The sequence below is a fragment of the Caulobacter sp. FG7 genome (assembly GCF_057808875.1).
The window spans coordinates 25,081-43,325 of the sequence record NZ_JBMDIW010000024.1; the positions used below are offsets into that span (position 1 = coordinate 25,081).

The 18,245-nt window shown below is 69.9% G+C and carries 19 protein-coding genes; 8 read left to right on the forward strand and 11 right to left on the reverse strand.

Going from position 1 to position 18,245, the window contains the following annotated elements:
- Positions 1-3: 3 nt before the first annotated feature.
- Positions 4-939: a lysophospholipid acyltransferase family protein gene (locus tag ACODR1_RS18550; protein WP_488881775.1), complete on the reverse strand. Its 936-nt coding sequence runs from the start codon at positions 937-939 to the stop codon at positions 4-6.
- Positions 940-1,102: 163 nt separating this feature from the next.
- Between ACODR1_RS18550 and ACODR1_RS18555 the strand changes: the two genes are divergently transcribed.
- Together ACODR1_RS18555 and hisN are read left to right on the forward strand one after the other, a co-directional pair.
- On the forward strand, positions 1,103-1,495 hold the full coding sequence (locus tag ACODR1_RS18555) for a helix-turn-helix domain-containing protein (RefSeq protein WP_101719651.1): 393 nt from the start codon (positions 1,103-1,105) through the stop codon (positions 1,493-1,495).
- A gap of 52 nt (positions 1,496-1,547) precedes the next feature.
- Positions 1,548-2,387, forward strand: a complete 840-nt coding sequence (gene hisN, locus ACODR1_RS18560; protein WP_488881776.1) for a histidinol-phosphatase — start codon at positions 1,548-1,550, stop codon at positions 2,385-2,387.
- 140 nt (positions 2,388-2,527) lie between these two features.
- On the opposite strand, the gene ACODR1_RS18565 is transcribed toward hisN, so the two are convergent.
- The 5 genes from ACODR1_RS18565 to ACODR1_RS18585 all read right to left on the reverse strand — a co-directional run bounded on the left by ACODR1_RS18565 (position 2,528) and on the right by ACODR1_RS18585 (position 6,394).
- The gene (locus tag ACODR1_RS18565) at positions 2,528-3,472 is read right to left on the reverse strand and encodes an alpha/beta fold hydrolase (protein ID WP_488881777.1); all 945 of its coding nucleotides are present in this window, start codon (positions 3,470-3,472) and stop codon (positions 2,528-2,530) included.
- 3 nt (positions 3,473-3,475) lie between these two features.
- Positions 3,476-3,784, reverse strand: coding sequence for an SCP2 sterol-binding domain-containing protein (locus ACODR1_RS18570; protein WP_101715565.1), 309 nt, complete (start codon positions 3,782-3,784; stop codon positions 3,476-3,478).
- Positions 3,785-3,893: 109 nt separating this feature from the next.
- Positions 3,894-4,562, reverse strand: a complete 669-nt coding sequence (locus tag ACODR1_RS18575; protein ID WP_488881778.1) for a hypothetical protein — start codon at positions 4,560-4,562, stop codon at positions 3,894-3,896.
- Positions 4,559-5,470: a class I SAM-dependent methyltransferase gene (locus tag ACODR1_RS18580; RefSeq protein ID WP_488881779.1), complete on the reverse strand. Its 912-nt coding sequence runs from the start codon at positions 5,468-5,470 to the stop codon at positions 4,559-4,561. The genes ACODR1_RS18575 and ACODR1_RS18580 overlap by 4 nt, the downstream gene beginning before the upstream one ends.
- Before the next feature lie 81 nt (positions 5,471-5,551).
- Entirely contained in the window at positions 5,552-6,394 is an 843-nt protein-coding gene (locus tag ACODR1_RS18585; protein WP_488881780.1) for a class I SAM-dependent methyltransferase, read from the reverse strand.
- A gap of 287 nt (positions 6,395-6,681) precedes the next feature.
- On the opposite strand from ACODR1_RS18585, the gene ACODR1_RS18590 reads away from it, so the two are divergent.
- From ACODR1_RS18590 to ACODR1_RS18610, 5 genes are all read left to right on the forward strand, one after another.
- The gene (locus ACODR1_RS18590; RefSeq protein ID WP_488881781.1) at positions 6,682-7,143 is read left to right on the forward strand and encodes an Hsp20 family protein; all 462 of its coding nucleotides are present in this window, start codon (positions 6,682-6,684) and stop codon (positions 7,141-7,143) included.
- 176 nt (positions 7,144-7,319) lie between these two features.
- Entirely contained in the window at positions 7,320-8,033 is a 714-nt protein-coding gene (locus tag ACODR1_RS18595; protein ID WP_488881782.1) for a response regulator transcription factor, read from the forward strand.
- Entirely contained in the window at positions 8,030-9,622 is a 1,593-nt protein-coding gene (locus ACODR1_RS18600; protein WP_488881783.1) for a sensor histidine kinase, read from the forward strand. The genes ACODR1_RS18595 and ACODR1_RS18600 overlap by 4 nt, the downstream gene beginning before the upstream one ends.
- Positions 9,623-9,714: 92 nt before the next feature.
- On the forward strand, positions 9,715-9,915 hold the full coding sequence (locus ACODR1_RS18605) for a hypothetical protein (RefSeq protein ID WP_116567660.1): 201 nt from the start codon (positions 9,715-9,717) through the stop codon (positions 9,913-9,915).
- Positions 9,916-9,982: 67 nt separating this feature from the next.
- Positions 9,983-11,515 (forward strand): dipeptidyl-peptidase 3 family protein, encoded by a 1,533-nt coding sequence (locus ACODR1_RS18610; RefSeq protein WP_488881784.1) that lies wholly within the window; start codon positions 9,983-9,985, stop codon positions 11,513-11,515.
- A gap of 149 nt (positions 11,516-11,664) precedes the next feature.
- On the opposite strand, the gene ACODR1_RS18615 is transcribed toward ACODR1_RS18610, so the two are convergent.
- Complete coding sequence (locus tag ACODR1_RS18615; RefSeq protein WP_488881785.1) at positions 11,665-12,873, reverse strand: M24 family metallopeptidase; 1,209 nt, start codon at positions 12,871-12,873, stop codon at positions 11,665-11,667.
- Positions 12,874-13,121: 248 nt separating this feature from the next.
- Here ACODR1_RS18615 and ACODR1_RS18620 point away from each other — a divergent pair, with 248 nt between their 5' ends.
- Positions 13,122-13,763 carry a GntR family transcriptional regulator gene (locus tag ACODR1_RS18620; RefSeq protein ID WP_488881786.1) on the forward strand — a complete coding sequence of 214 codons (642 nt, stop codon included), beginning with the start codon at positions 13,122-13,124 and terminating at the stop codon, positions 13,761-13,763.
- A 63-nt stretch (positions 13,764-13,826) separates the two neighbouring features.
- On the opposite strand, the gene ACODR1_RS18625 is transcribed toward ACODR1_RS18620, so the two are convergent.
- From ACODR1_RS18625 to ACODR1_RS18640, 4 genes are read right to left on the reverse strand one after another with little or no spacing between them, the layout of a single operon-like run.
- On the reverse strand, positions 13,827-14,612 hold the full coding sequence (locus ACODR1_RS18625) for an ABC transporter ATP-binding protein (RefSeq protein WP_488881787.1): 786 nt from the start codon (positions 14,610-14,612) through the stop codon (positions 13,827-13,829).
- Between the two features lie 14 nt (positions 14,613-14,626).
- The gene (gene ntrB / locus ACODR1_RS18630; RefSeq protein ID WP_488881788.1) at positions 14,627-15,559 is read right to left on the reverse strand and encodes a nitrate ABC transporter permease; all 933 of its coding nucleotides are present in this window, start codon (positions 15,557-15,559) and stop codon (positions 14,627-14,629) included.
- A gap of 13 nt (positions 15,560-15,572) precedes the next feature.
- On the reverse strand, positions 15,573-16,865 hold the full coding sequence (locus ACODR1_RS18635; protein WP_488881789.1) for a CmpA/NrtA family ABC transporter substrate-binding protein: 1,293 nt from the start codon (positions 16,863-16,865) through the stop codon (positions 15,573-15,575).
- An 8-nt stretch (positions 16,866-16,873) separates the two neighbouring features.
- Complete coding sequence (locus ACODR1_RS18640) at positions 16,874-18,121, reverse strand: alginate export family protein (RefSeq protein WP_488881790.1); 1,248 nt, start codon at positions 18,119-18,121, stop codon at positions 16,874-16,876.
- Positions 18,122-18,245 lie beyond the last annotated feature (124 nt).

Genomic DNA, 18,245 nt, shown 5'->3' on the forward strand with positions numbered 1-18,245 from the left:
GCCTCAGTTCGTGCTGATCTCGCCCGCCAGCAGCGCCGCATAGACCTCGTTGGGCCAGCGGCGGTGGACCCAGAACCACTCCTCCGGGCGCTCGCGGATGCGGTCTTCCATGAAGGCGTTGACCATGCGCACGCCGGCCTCGATGTCGGCGCTGCGATCGCCGGTGCTGGGCGGGACGATCGGATCATGGACCACGGCGCGGAAATGCGCGCCCTTGGTGCGCTGCACCGACATCGGCTGCAGCACCGTGCCGAAGCGGATGGCCAGGCGCGTTGGCCCCGGCGCGGTGCGCGAGTCGTGGCCGAAGAACGGGGCCGCCACGCCGCCGTTGAACTTCTGGTCGTTCATCAGCGCCACCGACTCGCCGCGCTTCATGGCGTCGAGCAGTTCGCGCGCGCCGTCGCCGCCCTTGGGCGCGAACAGCCGCACGCCGTAGCGGAAGCGGCTCTTCTTGATGCGCTCATCGATGTAGGGGTTGTTGGCCGCGCGATAGGTCATCTGGCAGGTGACGCCGGAAAAGACGATCGCCGCCGGCATCACTTCCCAGTTCGACAGGTGGCCCGAAACGAACACCACCGGCTCCATGTCGCGGGCGATCTGGGCCAGGCGCTCGGCATTCACGACCTCCACCCGGCCGGGCGAGGACAGGAGCTTGTCCATCAGCGGGAACTCGCCGAACGTGCGGCCCAGGCCGTCCCACTGCCTGCGCAGCATGTCGGCGCGCCAGGCGGCGTCCTTTTCCGGGAAAGCCAGGCGAAGATTGCGGTCGGCCACCTTGTGGGCCCCGCTCAGCGGCCCGAAGGTGCGCCCGAACCACCCGCCCAAAGCCGAGGCTCCGTCCACGCCCAAGAGGCGGAACAGGCCCATGAACAGGTCGTAGCCGAACGCCTCGAGGCGCCAGAGGAAGTCTTGGGTGGGGGAAACACGAGCGTCGGACATCGGCCCTTACTAGCTCGACTTGGCCGGCGGCGGAACTGTGGCGCCGGAGCCTCCAGATCTCATCGGGCGAGCGAGCTTCGCTTGGCGCGCGACTTGCGGCTGTCAAGGCAGACCGTTCCGTTTCGGGACGGGGGAAAGCCATCGGGGGTCAAGGGTCCACATCATGGGCAACGACATCGACACTCACCTGGGCAAGCGCCTTCGCCGCCGTCGCCGGCTGCTCGGCCTGACCCAGCAGCAACTGGCCGGCGCCGTCGGCGTGCGCTTCCAGCAGATCCAGAAGTACGAATGCGGCGCCAACCGCATCTCGGCCGCTCGCCTGTGGCAGCTGTCCGAGGCGCTGGAAGTGCCGGTCGGCTACTTCTACGACGGCCTGTCGGCGGTCGCCCGCGACACCGCGCCGACGGCCAGCAACGACTCCGAGGGCGGCGAGATGTTCGCCCGCAAGGAGACGATCGACCTGATCCGGGCCTACTACCTGCTGGGCGAGCGTCCGCGCCGCCGGCTGCTGGACCTGGCCAAGTCGCTGAACGGCGTCGAGCAGCTCGAAGCCTGAGCTGCTTTCGTGGAGTAGCGTCGTGGGCCAAGGCGGGCTAAAGCCTGCCCCCATGACGCTCTCCGCCGATCGCCTCGCCGCCCTCGACGCCTTCATCGTCGAGCTCAACAGCGCCTCCGCGGGGGCCATTCTGCCGCTGTTCCGGTCCGACCACGGGCTGGAGGACAAGGCGGCCGGCAAGAACCTGCCACGCGACACCCACGCGGCGTTCGACCCTGTCACCGAGGCCGACCGCGGCGCCGAGGCGGCCATCCGCAAGCTGATCGCCGAACGCTTTCCCGAGCACGGCGTGATCGGCGAGGAGTACGGCGAGGATCGCCCTGACGCCGAGTTCGTCTGGGTGCTGGATCCCGTCGACGGCACCCGCGCCTTCATCTCGGGCCTGCCGCTGTGGACCACCCTGATCGGCCTGCGCCACCAGGGCCGTCCCGTCCTGGGCTCGATCGGCCAGCCCTATATCGGCGAGCTCTATGTCGGCTCGGCCGCCCTGGGTTCGCGCCTGCTGTCGCGCGGCGGCGAAAAGGCCCTGCGCGTGCGCCCCTGCGCCCTTCTGACCGACGCCATCATCGCCACCACCGATCCGGAAGCCTGTTTCGACGGCGCCGAACTGGGCGCCTGGCGCCAGGTGCGCGCGGCCGCCAAGCTGGCCCGCCTGGGCTGCGACGCCTACGCCTACGCCATGGTCGCGGGCGGCACGATGGACATGGTCATCGAGGCTGGCCTCAAGAGCTGGGACGTCGAGGCCGCCATCCCCCTGATCGAAGGCGCCGGCGGCGTCGTCACCGACTGGCGCGGCGCGCCGATCGGCCAGCACGGCGGCCAGATGGCCATCGCCGGCGACCAGCGCGTGCTCGACGAGGCGCTGGTGGCGCTGAAGCGGTCTGCGAAATAAGAGCCAAAGATCCTCCCCCTCTGGGGGAGGTGTCGGCGAAGCCGACGGAGGGGGGTGTGGCTGATGAGCCCGCTGCCGCCTCGAAAGCTGAAAACGTCCCCCTCCGGCCCTCCGGGCCACCTCCCCCAGAGGGGGAGGATCTAGAGGCTCGAGACCGTCTCATCAAAAGCCGCCCAGAAACGTGCGCGGCGATCGTCGGTCTCGATCAGGATCTCGTGGAAGGCGTCCTCGATCTCGACATAGCGGCCCTTGGGGATGCGGGCGGCGACAGCCTTCTGGGCAGAGGTCAGGACGCGGGTGTCGACGCCCGCCCCGACGATGGTCACCGGAATGGTGATCGCCTCGACGCCCCTGCTGCGCACCAGCCACTCGCAGGCGGAAAAGGCGAAATCGGTCCAGCCCCAGGTGATGCCGCCCAGCGCGATGTCGGGACAGGCGCGGATCTGGGCCTGGTGGCGGGCGTAGCGGGCCGCGTCGTGGGTCAGGGCGTCCTGCGGGAAGACATGCTTGAACGGGTCGCCGACATCGCCCAGCACGTAGCCGCCGCGCAACGGTGTCCGCGCGGCCAGCCAGGCCAGGGCGCGGGCCATGGCGGCGGGCTTGCCGCCGGTGTTCAGGCCCAGCATCGGCGCCGACAGCACGCAGGCGGAGAAACGGGTCTCGCCATGGGCCAGGACGAGGCTGGTCAGGCAGCCGCCCATCGAATGTCCCAGGGCGATCCAGGGCTTGGGCAGGCGCGTATCGAAGGCCGCCAGCAGCGCCTGGTAGTCGCCGACGAAGTCGTGGAAGCCGGCCGCGTGGCCCTTCAGGCGGTCAGGTAGCATGCGGTGCGAAAGCCCCTGCCCTCGCCAGTCGTGCACCAGGACGACGAAGCCCCGCGCCAGGAGGTCGGAGACGACCTCGTAGTATTTCTCGATCGGTTCGCTGCGGCCCGGGCTGACGACCACCGAGCCGCGCGCTTTTCCTGCAGGCGAAAACAGAGCGGCGCGGAGGGTCGCCCCATCCGCGCCGGAAAACCATTCGGCCTGGCCGTGGTCGGGAACCGGCGCCTCGGGTATCGAGACCAGCGGCGCAGGTTCCCCCATGGCTTAGCGGAGCTTCGAGAACAGCGCCGCCATCTTGGACTGCAGCGCCATCGCCGCGCCCATGTCCGACAGCTTCAGCTTGCCGGTCATGACGGCCATGGTCGGGTCGAGCGAGCCGGCGCCGATGGCCAGGAAGTCTTCCTTCGACAGGGTCATGGTCAGGTCGGCCGGGCCGTCGTCGTTCGACACCGAACCACCGTCGATGAGGATGACGCCTTCGCCCTTCAGGTCGAACTTCAGGCTCTTGCCCAGGCCGCTGTCGTCGCCAACGGCGGTTTTGATCTTGTCGGTGATTTCCTGCAACGTGGCCATAAACGCTGTCTCCCTCTTTTCTGCGCTTGAGCGTTCTGCGCGTGAAAACTTGGTGGGCACCCTGGCCGGAGCCGGGCCGCAAGTAAACACCGTTCAGACGCTCTCCACGCTATTTTTTGCTCTGGATGAAGCCTACGCGCGAAGGGGCTCCAGACAACTTGACGCGGGTCGCGCCCTTGAAGTCGGCAAGGCGCAGGATCGGCGTCTTGCCCGACAGCGGCAGGGATTGCGACTTGCCGTCGGCCCCGACCACGACGCCGCCGGTCGCGCCGGGAAAGCCGAAGCCCGTCATCTTCGGCGCCAGCATGGCCATCGGTCCGGCAGCCTTGCCGATGACGCCGTTGGTCGAGTCGAGCACGGTCTTCAGCTCGATGACCTCGTACTCGGCGGCGGGCTTCAGGACCGGCTCGATGACCAGGGTCGAGCCGAACTTGGCGTCGGCGGGCGCCTCGAACTCGATCTTGGCCCCGCCCTGAAGCTGGGCCAGCGTCGGCAGGCGTTCGAAACGGCCGTCGGCGCCGATCGGCAGCGGCGTACGCGCGCCGCTCGTCTCGATCAGGGTCGCCTTCAGGCCGGCGGCGGGCTTGCCGTCACGGCTGAGCGCATAGGCGACCCGAGTGCGCGCGCGTTCCTGCGCAGGCACCTTCAGGAAGTTCTCCAGATAGGCGAACACCTTGTCGGCCGGGGCGGTCTTGGAGCCCTGTGCAATGGCCGCCGAACCGGCGACCAGGGCCAGGGCCGCGGCGACCAGCGCGCGCCTTGCGATGCGGGCGCTCATTTCGGCTTCACGAACTTGAGGGTCATGCGGTCGCTCTCCCCTATGGCGTCGTACTTGGCGTGATCGAAGTCGGGCTCGGCGGGTTCGCCGCGCGGCGCCGACAGGCGGGTCGGCGGCAGCGTCCAGACCCCGAACGGGTGATCCTTGGTGTCCTTGGGATTGGCGTTGATCTCGCTGGATCCCGCCAGGACGAAGCCGGCCTCCTTGGCCAACTGCTCGACATAGGCCTGCTGCACATAGCCGTCGGCGGCCAGCACGTCCTGCACCCGGCCGGGCTCGCCCCGGTGCTCCTCGACGCCGAGGATGCCGCCGGGCTTCAGCGCCGCCAGGGCGTCCTTGAAGGCCTTCTCGGCGATGCCGCCGGCCATCCAGTTGTGCAGGTTGCGCAGGAACAGCACGCGATCGGCGGTTCCAGCCGGCGCCACGGGGCCGCTGCCGCGGCCGAAGGTGGTGATGTCGACCTTGCCGTAGAGCTTCGGCTTGGCCTCCAGCTTGCGGCGGTAGGCGGCGACGATCTCGGCGGCGGCCGGGTCGGCCGGATCGGCCTCCAGCACCGCCTCGTAGAGCTTGCCGCCGGTCGAGGCCAGGAACGGCGCCAGGATGTCGGAGTACCAGCCCGCGCCGGGCCAGAACTCGACCACGGTCTGGCCGGGCCGGATCTCCCAGAACTCAAGGCTTTGCACCGGATGACGCCAGGCGTCGCGGGCCTTGTCGGCGCTGGTGCGCCAGTCGCCGGCCACGGCGCCGGCCAGGGTCGCAGCCCCGCCCTTGGCGGCGGCAGGCTTGGGCGCCTCGGCCTTGGCGGCGGGCTCGTCCTTCTTGCGGCCGCAACCGACCAGCCCACTCGCGCCAGCCGCGCCGGCGGCGAGCAGCAGGCCGCGACGCGACCACGAAAACGCTGGGTCCATAGATCCCCCTGTACGCATGGATCCCAGCCTAGACCGCGACCTTGACCAAAAGACGCCCGCGGCGCTCCCCCCGAAGCGACCTCACGCCGGCTTCTTGAAGCGCAGGGTCATGCGGTCGCTCTCGCCGATGGCGTCATACTTGGCGCGGTCGAAGTTGGGATCTGCCGGCTGGCCCGACGGCGCCGACTGGCGGGTGGGCGGCAGGGTCCAGACGCCGAAGGGGTGGTCCTTGGTGTCCTTGGGGTTGGCGTTGACCTCGGACTTGGCGTCGAGCTTGAAGCCGGCCTTCTCGGCGATGGCCACGACAGTCGAGGTGGCCATGTAGCCGCCCGCGCCGGGACTCTTCTCGTCGGCCGGCTCGGCGCGGTGCTCCTCGATGGCCAGCACGCCGCCCGGCTTCAGCACGGCGAAGAAGTCGGCGAAGATCTTGTCGACCTCGCCCGGGCGGCCGGTCCAGTTGTGGACGTTGCGGGCGGTCAGCACCACGTCGGCCGAGCCCGGCGCGCCCAGCGGCGCGGCGACGGGTCCGAAGTCGACGAACTTGACCTTGCCGTACTTGGCTTCGTCGGCGAAGCGGGCCTCGAAGGCCGCGCGGCCCTTGCGGGCGCCTTCCGACAGCTTGGGATTGGCCAGGTCGGCCACGCCGGCGACATAGGTTCCCTTGGTGGCCTTGGCGTAGGGCGCGAGGATCTCGGTCCAGTAGCCGCCGCCGGGCGAGACCTCGATGACGGTCTGGCCGGGCTTGAGCCCCCAGAACGCCAGGCTCTCGTAGGGATGGCGGGCGCCGTCGCGGGCGACGCTGGCCGGCGTGCGGTCCGGCGAGGCCACGGCCGCCTTCAGCGCGGCGTCGGCGGCCAGGGCGCCGGTGGCGGGAACGAGGGCCGCGGCGGCGGCCAGGATCAGCAGGTGGCGGCGGGCGGGCATGGGTGTGTCTCCGTCGTCGTCGAGGTGACGGACCTTAACCTTGGGTGGCGGTCGATCAAGCGATTCCGGCCCGTCCGCCCCCTCGCCCGCCTGGCTTGCCCAGGCCATGACCGACGACGGCTGCATTCAAAAACGCCGCACCCCTTGAAGTCGAAAAACGACCTCCCAACTATTCAACCGAAGGCGCTGGACAGCCGGGCCCTCCGGATCACAGACGAGGCCGAAATCGGGTCGTCGAAGGTTCGAATACTGACTGCAACCTTGCTTGAAGAGAAGGTTCTACACTTATGCGTACTATCGACCTGTCGCCCCTGTACCGCTCGCTCGTCGGCTTCGACCGCCTGGCCGCGCAACTCGACGCCGCCGCCAAGACCGAAGCCGCTTCCGGCTATCCGCCCTACAACATCGAGCGCACCGACGAGAATTCCTACCGCATCGAGATCGCCGTCGCCGGCTTCAAGCCGGAAGAGCTGTCGATCGAGGCCAAGGAAGGCCTGCTGACCGTCTCGGGCCGCAAGGCGGCCAATGACGAGACCAAGCGCTACCTGCATCGCGGCCTCGCCGAGCGCAATTTCGACCGCCGCTTCCAGCTGGCCGACTACGTGGTGGTGACCGACGCGGCCCTGGCCGACGGCCTGCTGACCATCGCGCTCAAGCGCGAGCTGCCCGAAGCCCTCAAGCCCCGCAGCATCCCGATCAACGCCGGCGGCAGCGACACCGCCGTGATCGAAGGCGAAAAGGCCGCCTGACCGCGACCGACCGTTTTTTCTCTCTCTGAATTCCCCTCCGACTTTCGGGCGGCGCGATCTCGCGCCGCCCTTTTTTACGCCTGCACCGGATCTGCACGACGCGGGCCGCAGGCTCTGCACGCACAACGCCTATTGCCGCCGTTGACCTCCGACGTCGCACGCGGAACATCAGCGCCATGACTCAGCCGATCCTGATCGTCGACGACGAGCCGCACATCCGCGAGCTGCTGGCCTTCGCCCTGGGCAAGGCCGGCTACGCCACGGTCGAGGCCGCCGACGGCGAGGCGGCGCTGGATGCGATCGCCGCCCACAAGCCGGCCCTGGTGGTGCTGGACATCAACATGCCGCGCCTGAACGGCCTGGACGTCTGCCGCAGGATCCGCGCCGAGGGCCAACTTCCGGTGCTCTTGCTGTCGTCGCGCGACGACGAGATCGACCGGGTGCTGGGCATCGAGCTGGGCGCCGACGACTACGTGGTCAAGCCGTTCAGCCCGCGCGAGGTCACGGCCAGGGTCAGCGCGATCCTGCGCCGCGCCAGCGCCGCCGCGCCGACCGAGGAGCCCAAGCTGGTCAGCCACGGCCGCCTAAGCCTTGAGGCCGACGCCTGGCGGGCGGCCTGGGCCGGCGACGAGGCGACGCTGACCGTCACCGAGTTCGGCATTCTGTGGACCCTCGCCAGCGCCCCGCGCCGGGTGTTCAGCCGCGACGCCATCATCGACCGGCTGCGCGGCCCCGGCTTCGCCCTGACCGACCGCACCATCGACAGCCACGTGCGCAACCTGCGGGCCAAGTTCGCCAAGCTGGGCGGCGTCGACCTGATCGAGACCCGTCCCGGGGTCGGATATCGCCTGGGTCCGTGCCAGGGCACGAGCGAGAGCGCCGGGGCGTGATCGCCACGCTGGGCGCCTGGAAGGATGCGGTCAAGCGGCGCTGGCCGGCGCTGCGGCTGCGCAGCATCCTGCTGGCGGTGCTGCTGTTCGCCGCCTGCATGCCGGCGATCGGCGGCGTGTTCCTGCGCAGCTACGAGAACACCCTGGTGCGCCAGACCGAGGCCGAGCTGGCCGCCCAGGGCGCGGCCCTGGCGGCTACGGCCGCGGCGCTGTGGCCCGGCGCGCCCCCGCCCGCCCCCGCGCCACGCCCCGATCCTGAAGATCCCTACTACTACCGCCCCGAGCGGCCGAGCATCGACCTGTCGGCCGCGCGGATCCTGCCCGAGCGGCCTTCCCCCACGCCGAGCGCGACGCCCCCGCAGGCGGACGCGGTCCTCGCCGCCGGCCGCCTGGACCACATCTTCGCCGACACCACCCGCAGCACCCTGGCCGCCATCGTCCTGACCGACGCGCAAGGGCGCGTGGTGCGGGGGCTGGGCGCGGGCGGCGACCTGTCGGCCCTGCCCGAGGTGCGCGAAGCCCTCGCGGGTCGGCCCGAAACCGTGCTTCGCCGCAACGGCCAGTACCGCCAGCGCTCGATCTGGGAACTGTTCAGCCGGGCCTCGGCCGTGCGCCTGCACCATGCCCGTCCCGTCGAGGTCGGCGGCAGGACGGTGGGCGTGCTGCTGCTGTCGCGTTCGCCGCGCGGGCTGTTCAAGGGGCTGCACGAGGACCGCGGCAAGCTGCTGCTGGGCGCCGGCGTCATTCTGGTGGTGCTGTTCGGCCTGGCGGGCCTGGTCTCGCGCGGGGTGACCCGGCCGATCGAACAGCTGAGCGCGGCCACCCGGGCCATGGCCACCGGCCGGGGCGAGCCGCCCGAGACGCCGCGCACGGCCGCCGTCGAGATCCAGGCCCTGTACGACGACTTCCGGGCCATGTCCGAGGCGATCGACAAGCGCTCGCGCTATCTGCGCGACTTCGCCGCCGCACTGAGCCACGAGTTCAAGACGCCGCTGGCCGGAGTGCGCGGCGCCATCGAGCTTCTGCAGGACCACTATCCCACCATGAGCCAGGCCGAGCGCGAACGGTTCCTGGCCAACATCGCCGCCGACAACGCCCGGCTCTCGACCCTGGTCGGGCGGCTGCTGGAGCTGGCCCGCGCCGATATGGCCGCGCCCGAGGCCGGGGTCGTCGCCGCGCCCGCCGCCGCCGCCAAGACCGTCGCGGCGGCCCTGTCGACGCCCGCCTTCGCGGTCGCCAGCGACCTGCCCGCCGACCTGCCGCCCGTCGCCGCCCCGCTGGCGATGATCGAGACGGTGCTGACCGTGCTGGTCGAGAACAGCCGCCAGGCCGGCGCCGGCAAGGTGGCGATCAGCGGTCACGACCGTGGCGAGGCCGTCGTGCTGGTGGTCGCCGACGACGGACCGGGCGTGCCCAAAGCGGACGCCGCGCGACTGTTCGAACCGTTCTTCACCACCCGCCGGGCCGAAGGCGGAACCGGCCTTGGCCTCTCGATCGCCCGTTCCCTGGCCCGCGCCCACGGCGGCGAGGTGGCCTATGTCGCCGACCCGGACGGGGCGCGCTTCACCCTGTCGCTGCCGACGGCCTGACCGTCTGCACGAAATCTCCACATGGGGTCCATCAGGGCGCCGCACGCCGTCCGTAGGGTGTCGATCACGCCTTCCCGGCCAGGAGATTTTCCATGCTGACCGCCGCCCCGCCCGCCTCCGACTGCCAGGTCGAGCTCGACATCGCCGCCGGCCGCTACACCTGGAGCGTCACCCGTCCCGACGGCATGCAGCTGTCGGGTCAGGCCGAGGATCCGACCTTCGCCCGCAACCAAAGCCACCTGGCCGCCGTGATGCTGGACGCGTTCGCCTCGCTGAAAAGGCGGCGCTTCTAGCTGCGCCTCGTCTTCGCCCCATGGCGGGTGTAAGCGAAGGCCTCGCTTCATCCGCAAGGCCTTCTACATGCGCGTGCTTCTTCCCCTCGCCCTGGCGCTCGGCGTCTCGGCCGCCGCACTTTCTGCTCCCTTGGCCGCCCCCATGGCCGCCAACGCCCAGGCCGCGCCGCCGGAGAACTACGCGACCATCCGCATGAAGACGGACACCGCCTTCCTCAGCCCCGAGGAGCGCAAGGTGGTGAACCTGCTGATCCAGGCCGCCGACCAGATGACGGCGATCTACGCCAAGCAGATGGTCGCCCAGGGCGGGCCGGACGGCCCCGGCCACGGCTTCTATCCGGCCGGCCTGACCAAGGCGCAGCTGGAAGCCTACCTGGCCGCCCATCCCGACCAGAAGGCTACGCTGATGGACACCTACACGGTGGTCCGCCGCGAGGGCGACAAGCTGGTCGCCGTGCCGTTCTCGGTCGCCTACAAGCCCGAGCTGACCAAGGCCGCCGCCCTGCTGGACGAGGCCGCCAGGATCACCACCAACGCCAGCCTCAAGAAATTCCTGACCCTTCGCGCCCAGTCGTTCCGGACCAACGACTACTTCCAGTCCGAGATGGCCTGGATGGACCTGGAGGGCACGCCCATCGAGGTGGCGATCGGCCCGTACGAGACCTACACCGACGAGCTGATGGGCCAGAAGGCCGCCTTCGAGGCCTTCGTCACCCTCAAGAACCCGACCGAAAGCAGCGCCCTCGACAAATACAAGGCCTACCTGCGCGACATGGAGGCCAACCTGCCGGTGGCCGACAACTACAAGAACTTCAAGCGCGGCGGGGCCTCTCCCATCGCCGTGGCCGAGCAGATCCGCGGCGGCGGCGACAATCTGCACGGCCCGCAGACCGTGGCCTTCAACCTGCCCAACGACGAGCGGGTGCGCGAGGCCAAGGGCGCCAAGAAGGTGATCCTGTCCAACGTTCTGGCCGCCAAGTACGAGGGCATCCTGCAGCCGATCGCCAACCGCGTTCTGGTCGCCGACCAGGCCGCCCTGGTCAGCCAGAAATACATGACGCTGGAGACCCTGTTCCACGAGCTGTCGCACAGCCTGGGCCCGGGCTCGATCGTCGTCGACGGCCGCGCCACCACCGTCTCGGCCGAACTCAAGGACATCGGCGGCACCGCCGAGGAGGCCAAGGCCGACGTCATGGGCGCCTGGAACATCCTGTTCATGATGGACAAGGGCGAGATCCCGGCCGCCGAGCGCCCGCAGCTGTTCGCCACCTACCTGGCCGGCATCTTCCGCGCCGCCCGCTGGGGCGACGAGGAGGCCCACGGCCGGGGCGCGGCTCTGCAGTACGGCTACCTCAAGGCCAAGGGCGCCTTCGTCTATGATCCGGCCCTCAAGCGTTTCCGCGTCGACGACGCCAAGATGGCGGCCGGCATGCGCGACCTGGTGGCCGACATCGTCAAGCTGCAAGGCGACGGCGACTATGCCGGCATGGTCGCCTTCTTCGACCGCTACGCCCACCTCGACGACGACGCCCGCGGCGTCATCGCCACGCTCAAGGACATCCCGGTGGATATCGCGCCGGTCTATCCGGAGAAGGTTTGAGATAGCAGGATGCTCCCCCTGAAGGGGGAGCTGTCGCGGAGCGACTGAGGGGGAAGAAACTGCGGCATCGGCGGATGAACTGACCTCATCAGATACTTCCCCCTCCGGCCCTTCGGGCCACCTCCCCCTTCGGGGGGAGGATCTCTGCCCTACCCCTTCAGCCCGAACGGGTCGTCGATCGAGGGCGACGGCGGGGTGAACCAGGCCGCGCCGGTTTCTGTCACATGCATGTGGTCCTCAAGGCGCACGCCGAAGCGGCCGGGGATCACGATCATCGGCTCGTTGGAAAAGCACATGCCCGGCGCCAGAGGCGTGGCGTCGCCGCGCACGAGGTACGGGCCTTCGTGGATCGACAGGCCGATGCCGTGGCCGGTGCGGTGCGGCAGGCCCGGCAGGGCGTAGTCGGGGCCCAGGCCATGGCGTTCGAGCACCTGGCGGGCCACGGCGTCGATGGTCTCGCACGGCAGGCCCGGACGCACGGCGTCGAAGGCGGCGGCTTGGGCCGCGTGCTCGATCTCCCAGATCCGGCGGTGCTCGTCCGACGGCGTTCCGAACACGTAGGTGCGGGTGATGTCGGCCTGGTAGCCCTCGACCTGGCAGCCGGTGTCGATCAGCACGAGGTCGCCCTCGGCCAGTTCCTGGTCCCCCGGCAGGCCATGCGGATAGGCCGTGGCCTCGCCGAACTGCACCGCGCAGAAGGTCGAGCCGCCGCCGCTGGCCGCGCGATGGGCCTCGTCGATGAAGCGCTTGACCTCGCTGGCGCGGACGCCCGGCGACAGCACCGCGCCGGCCCGGCGGTGGACGTCCAGGGTGATGGCCTTGGCGTAGCGCAGCAGGGCCAGTTCGGCCTGCGACTTCACGCCCCTGCAGCCGTCGACCACCGCCCCGGCGTCCTTCACCGACAGCGATGGCGACGCGTCGCGCAGGGCCGAGAACAGCGAGAACGGCGCGGCCGGATCGAGCGCCAGGACGTCGACGCCCAACTGCGCGAGCGACCGGCCGACCAGGGCGGCGGGGCTCTCGTGCTCCTGCCACAGGCGGATCTCGACCTCGATCTTCAGGTCGGCCTGCAGCGATCCCAGCTCGAAACCCGGACAGATCATCACCGGCGCGCCAGACACCGGCAGCAGCAGGGCGACGAGACGCTCGGTCGCGCCCCACGGCACGCCGGTGAAGTAGCGCAGCGAGGCGCCGGCCCCGATCAGCAAGGCGTCGGCGCCCAGGGCCCGTGTCAGCCCCCTCGCCTTCTCCAGGCGCGCCGCATACTCGGCCGCGCCGATGGCCGGCGGACGGCCCGCCCGCAGCGAAAGGCCGGCCAGCTCGGCGGCCATGGTCGATCCGCCCACGCCCAGGGTCATGCGGTGTTCCTCGTCTTGTCCCGGCCGGCCGGTCGATGTCGAAGCGCGCAGGATCGCCGGATTCGCCGGCTGCCGGACGGCCGATGTCGCCGCCGAATGCGTCAGCCTCGGGATCGATCGCGCGGATACATCCTAGCCGGCTTTCCTCGCGCCTCGATATGTCCGAGGTTTAATCCGAGGCCCGGCATATTCTGGTATACGGGCCGTCTCGGCGCGGGGGCGCCGAATTGGGGCTCAGTTCACAGCGCATGAGTATCGTCGTCCGCACCCTGTCCGATCAGACCTACGAGATCGTAAGACGCAGGATCCTCACGGGCGACATGCCGCCGGGAACAGCGGTGCGGCAGGACACCATCGCCGCCGAGCTCGGGGTGTCGAAGATCCCGCTGCGCGAGGCGCTGGGCCGGCTGGAGCAGGACGGCCTGCTGAGCTCCTATCCCAACAAGGGCTATGTGGTGCGCCAGGCCTCGACGCAGGAGGCCAGCGAGGTCTTCGCCCTGCGCCTGAAGCTGGAGCCCGGCGCGGCGGCCAACGCCGCCCTGAACGCGGTTCCCGACGACCACCTGCGGGCCGAGACGGCGCTGGCGGCGCTGGAGGCCGAACTGGGCAAGCCGCAGGGCGACCCCGTGACCTGCAACCGCGCTTTCCACATGGCCCTGGTCCGGCCCGGCGGCCACATCACCAGCCAACTGGTCGAGCGGCTGCAGATCCTGTCGGAGCGCTATGTGCGCATCCACCTGGAGCCCTTCGGCCGCGACGAGCGCGCCAGCCGCGAGCACCGCGCCATCCTCGACGCCTGGAAGGCCGGCGACGCGACGCGGGTGGAGACGCTGCTGGCCGAGCACATCGAGGGCACCCTGGCCGACCTGCGCCAGCAGTTGCCGGCCTAAGGGGCGATCGACACGCAAGATCCGAGACGAAAACCACGCCCAAACCGTGAATGCCAATAGGCCCTAGGCCGCCCGCCGCGCGTAAAGGAACTCGATCACCGCCGCGCGGGCGTGGACGTAAACGGCGTCCTCGGCCACGGCCAGGCGATCACGCGGCCTGGCCAGGTCGACAGGGCGCACCTCGCCGATCGTTGCGCGCGGACCGTTGGTCATCATCACGATGCGGTCCGACAGCAGCACCGCCTCGTCGACGTCGTGGGTGACCATCAGGACGGTGTTGTTGAGGCTGGCCTGGATCTCCATGACGCTGTCCTGCAGGTGGGCGCGGGTCAGGGCGTCCAGCGCCCCGAACGGCTCGTCCAGCAGCAGCACCTTGGGCTGCATGGCCAGCGCCCGGGCGATGCCGACCCGCTGCTTCATGCCGCCGGAGATCTCGGACGGCCGCTTGTCGATGGCGTGGGACATCTTGACAAGGTCGAGGTTGTGCAGCGTCCAGTCGCGACGCTCGGCGGCGGATTTCTGGCCGGCGAACACCTTGTCGACCGCCAGCTGCACGTTTTCGCGCACCGACAGCCACGGCAGCAGCGAGTGGTTCTGGAACACCACCGCCCGTTCGGGTCCCGGCGCGCTGACGGCCTCGCGGTCGAGGATCACCGCGCCAGTCGTGGCCGGCACGAGGCCCGCCACCACGTTCAGCAGGGTGGACTTGCCGCAGCCCGAATGGCCGATGATCGAGACGAACTCGCCCTTGGCCACCTGCAGCTCGACGCCGCGCAGGACTTCGGAGGCGCCGGCGCCGTGCCCGAAGGTGACGCCCAGGTTTTCGATGGAGAGATAGGCCTTGCCCATGATGCTTGTCCTTCTTAGCTGACCGCGCCGCCGCGCGAGACGATGCGGCCCAGGAGGGCGACGATACGGTCGAGGGCAAAGCCCGTCAGGCCCACCCACGCCAGGGCCACGACGATGTCGGAGATGCGCGAGGCGTTGTATTGATCCCAGATGAAGAAGCCGACGCCGACGCCGCCCAGCAGCATCTCGGAGGCGACGATGGCCAGCCAGCTCATGCCCACCCCGATGCGCAGCCCCGTGAAGATGTAGGGCGTGGTCGAGGGCAGCAGGATCTTGAAGAAGTATTCGATTGGCGACAGCCGCAGCACCCGGGCGACGTTGCGATAGTCCTCGGGGATGTTTCGCACGCCCACGGCGGTGTTGATGATGATCGGCCAGATCGAGGTGACGAAGATCACGAACAGGGCCGAGGGATTGGCCTCGTGGAAGGCCGCCAGCGAGATCGGCAGCCAGGCCAGCGGCGGCACGGTGCGCAGGACCTGAAAGATCGGATCCAGCCCCCGGTGGGCCCAGCGGTTGGCGCCGATCAGCACGCCCAGGCCGATGCCGACCACCGCCGAGATCGAGAAGCCGAAGGCCACGCGTTTCAGGCTGGTCAGCACGTGCCAGAACAGGCCCTTGTCGACCCCGCCCCGGTCGTAGAACGGATCGACGATCAGCTCCTTGGACTCCAGCCAGATCCGCGAGGGCGACGGCAGGCCCTCGTAGGAGTCGCCGCAAAGCCCCTGCCACAGCGCCATCACCACCAGTAGGGTCAGGACCGGCGGGACGACGGCGGCGGCGAGCGCCCCCGCCTTGCGACCGATGCCGGCCGCTCCGGGGATCTTCGGAGCGACCGGCGCGGCCGCCGTCGCCGACGCCGTTGCCGGCGAGGCGACCGCAACCGGGGCCTTCATCGGGGCCGCGAAAGGCGCGGCCTCGGCGAAGTCGGGCTTGGGATAGGTCATCGGGATCCCTTCCTCAGACGAGCTTCTTGATGGGCTGGCTGGCGAGGTACGCGCCCGGATTGGCCGGATCGAACACCTTGCCGTCGAAGAACCGCTCGGGGCCGCGGCTGTCGCCGGCCGGGCCGCTCTGGCCGATGGACTTGGCGGCGGCGCGCCAGATGTCGGCGCGGTTGACCTTGTTGACGAGGGCCTGCTTGTTGACCCCCTGCCCGATCACGCCCCAGCGGATGTTCTCGGTGACGAACCACAGGTCGTGCGACTTGAAGGGGAAGCTGGCGTTGTCGGCCCAGAACTTCATGACGTGGGGCGAGCCTGAGACCTTGCGGCCGTCGCCGTAGTCGATGACGCCCTGCTGGCGGGGCAGGATGTCGCCCATCGGCACGTTGATGTATTGCCGCCCCGAGACGATCGAGCACATGGCCGCCTTGTTGGCCGGCTTGTCGCACCACATCTGGGCCTCCAGCACGGCGGCGGTCAGGGCCTGGGCGGCGCGCGGATAGCGGTCGACCCAGTCGGCCCGCATGCCCAGCGCCTTTTCCGGATGGTTCATCCAGAGCTCGCTGGTGGTCGTGGCGGTGTAGCCGATCTTCTGGTTGACGGTCTGGCCGTTCCACGGCTCGCCCACGCAGAAGGCGTCCTGGGTGCCGGCCTTGAGGTTGGCCACCATCTGCGGCGGCGGGATGACGATGGTCGAGACGTCGACGTCGGGATTGATGCCGGCGGCCGCCAGCCAGTAGCGGACCCACAGGTCGTGGGTGCCGCCGCGGAAGGTCATGGCCACCTTGGCGATGTTTCCCGAAGCCTTCAGCTGGGCGAACTTGGCCTTGGCCCCGGCGGCGCTCAGGCCCACCTTCACCGCCTTCAGGTCGTTGCCGACCGAGATCGCCTGGCCGTTGGTGTTGAGCCTGGCCAGCACGTACATCGGCAGCGGCTTGCCGCCGGTCTGGACGCCGAGGGTGAACTGCAGCGGCATGGGCGAGAGGATGTGCGCCCCGTCGATGCCGCCCCCGCCCGAGCCCAGAACCAGGTTGTCGCGCGTGGCGGCCCACGAGGCCTGCTTGACCACCTCGATGTCGGGCAGGCCGTGCTTGGCGAAGAAGCCGCGCTCCTTGGCGATGATCAGCGGCGATGAGTCCGTCAGGGCGATGAAGCCCAGGCGCGCCTTGGCGGTCTCGGGGCCCGCGCCGGCCGCATGGGCCCCGGCCGGGAACGCGGCCTTGACGGCGGCCATGGTGGCGGCGGCGCCGATCAGGGCGCCGCGGCGGGAAACGCCCTGCTGGAGAGCGGTCTTGTCGGTCTTGGTCATGATCGGGCTCACAGCTTGTATTCGAGGGAGAACCAGGCCTTGGTCCGCGAGGCCGGCGGGGCCAGGGTCCCGGCCGGCACGGTCGTCTCGCGCTGGAAGTCGGCGTACTTCACCAGCAGGCTCAGCTTGGGCGTGATCGCCGCGGTCAGCTGGACTTCCCACTCGTGGCCGAGGTCGGCGCCGGTGCGCTGGTCGTCGAAGTCGTGGTAGCGGACCAGCAGGTCGCTGTTGAAGAAGTAGGTCTTCCTGAAGCGCGGCTTGACGTTGAGGCCCACGTTCAGGTCCTTCAGGCCGTCGGCGAAGCTCTTGTTGCCGCCCGGAGAGACCCACGAGTCCGACCAGCCGTTGAAGGCGTGGACCGTGCCCAGCGGCGTGGTGAAGCCCCGCGTTCCGTCGCCTTCCAGCTGCTCGTAGGCCAGGCGGGCGGTGTAGATGTCGAAGGTCCCCGCCACCTCGCCGGCCCAGTAGTCGAGGTCGTAGCTCGCCGTATTGCCGTGCCAGTCGCTCTGGCGGGCGAACGTGCCGCCATAGGCCACCTGGTAGAGACCCACCCAGGTCTTGCCCGAGGCCTTGGCGCCCTTGGTGATCGACGAGTTGATCGGCGAATTGCCGAAATCCAGCGCGTAGACGAAGCCCTGCAGGCGCAGCGCCTCGGCCGGCGACCAGGTGACGTTCAGGAGATGGCTGTCGCTGTCCCAGTCGCGAAGTTCGCCCAGGATGCGATTGATGTGGGTGAGGTAGGCGTAGGTCCCCTTCACCCGGCCGGCCGCGAAGTCGGCGCGAACGCCGTCGAAGGTCTGCTCGTCCTGGCGCCACGCCACGCCGCCGACGAAGCGCTGGTCGTCGAGCACGATGCGCTGGCGACCGGCCGTGACCTGCAGCGCGGCGCTCGGCGTCCAGGTCACCTGGGCGCGGTTGACCTCGGTGACGTCGGGGTCGTTGACGATCGGATAGCGGGCCTTGTCGGCCCCGTTCAGCGGCGGCGTGGCCGCGCCGGGCACGTTGACGGCGTAGTGCTCGGGGCCGATCTGGCGGACGTCCTCGAACTCGATCAGGCCCTTGAGGCCGTGGAAGTCGCCGGTCTCCCAGCCGAGCCGGGTGCGCACCGTGTAGGCGTTGGCCCGTTCGCGCAGATTGGCCTGGTCGACCGTCTCGTAGCGCGCCCGGACCTCGAAGATCGGCTTGCCGGCCAGCATCTGGTCGCTGAAGGTCGGCGGCGGCGCGGGCGGCGGCGGCGGTTCGGCCGGCTCGGCCAAGGCCTCCGGCTCAGCGGCCGCCGGCGCGGTCTGCGTTGTCGTCTGAGCGTGCGTTCCCGATGCCCACAGCAGCGCCGCGAGCCCAGCGCCGAGCGTGAGCCCGGCCCTCTTCGTGTTCATGCCT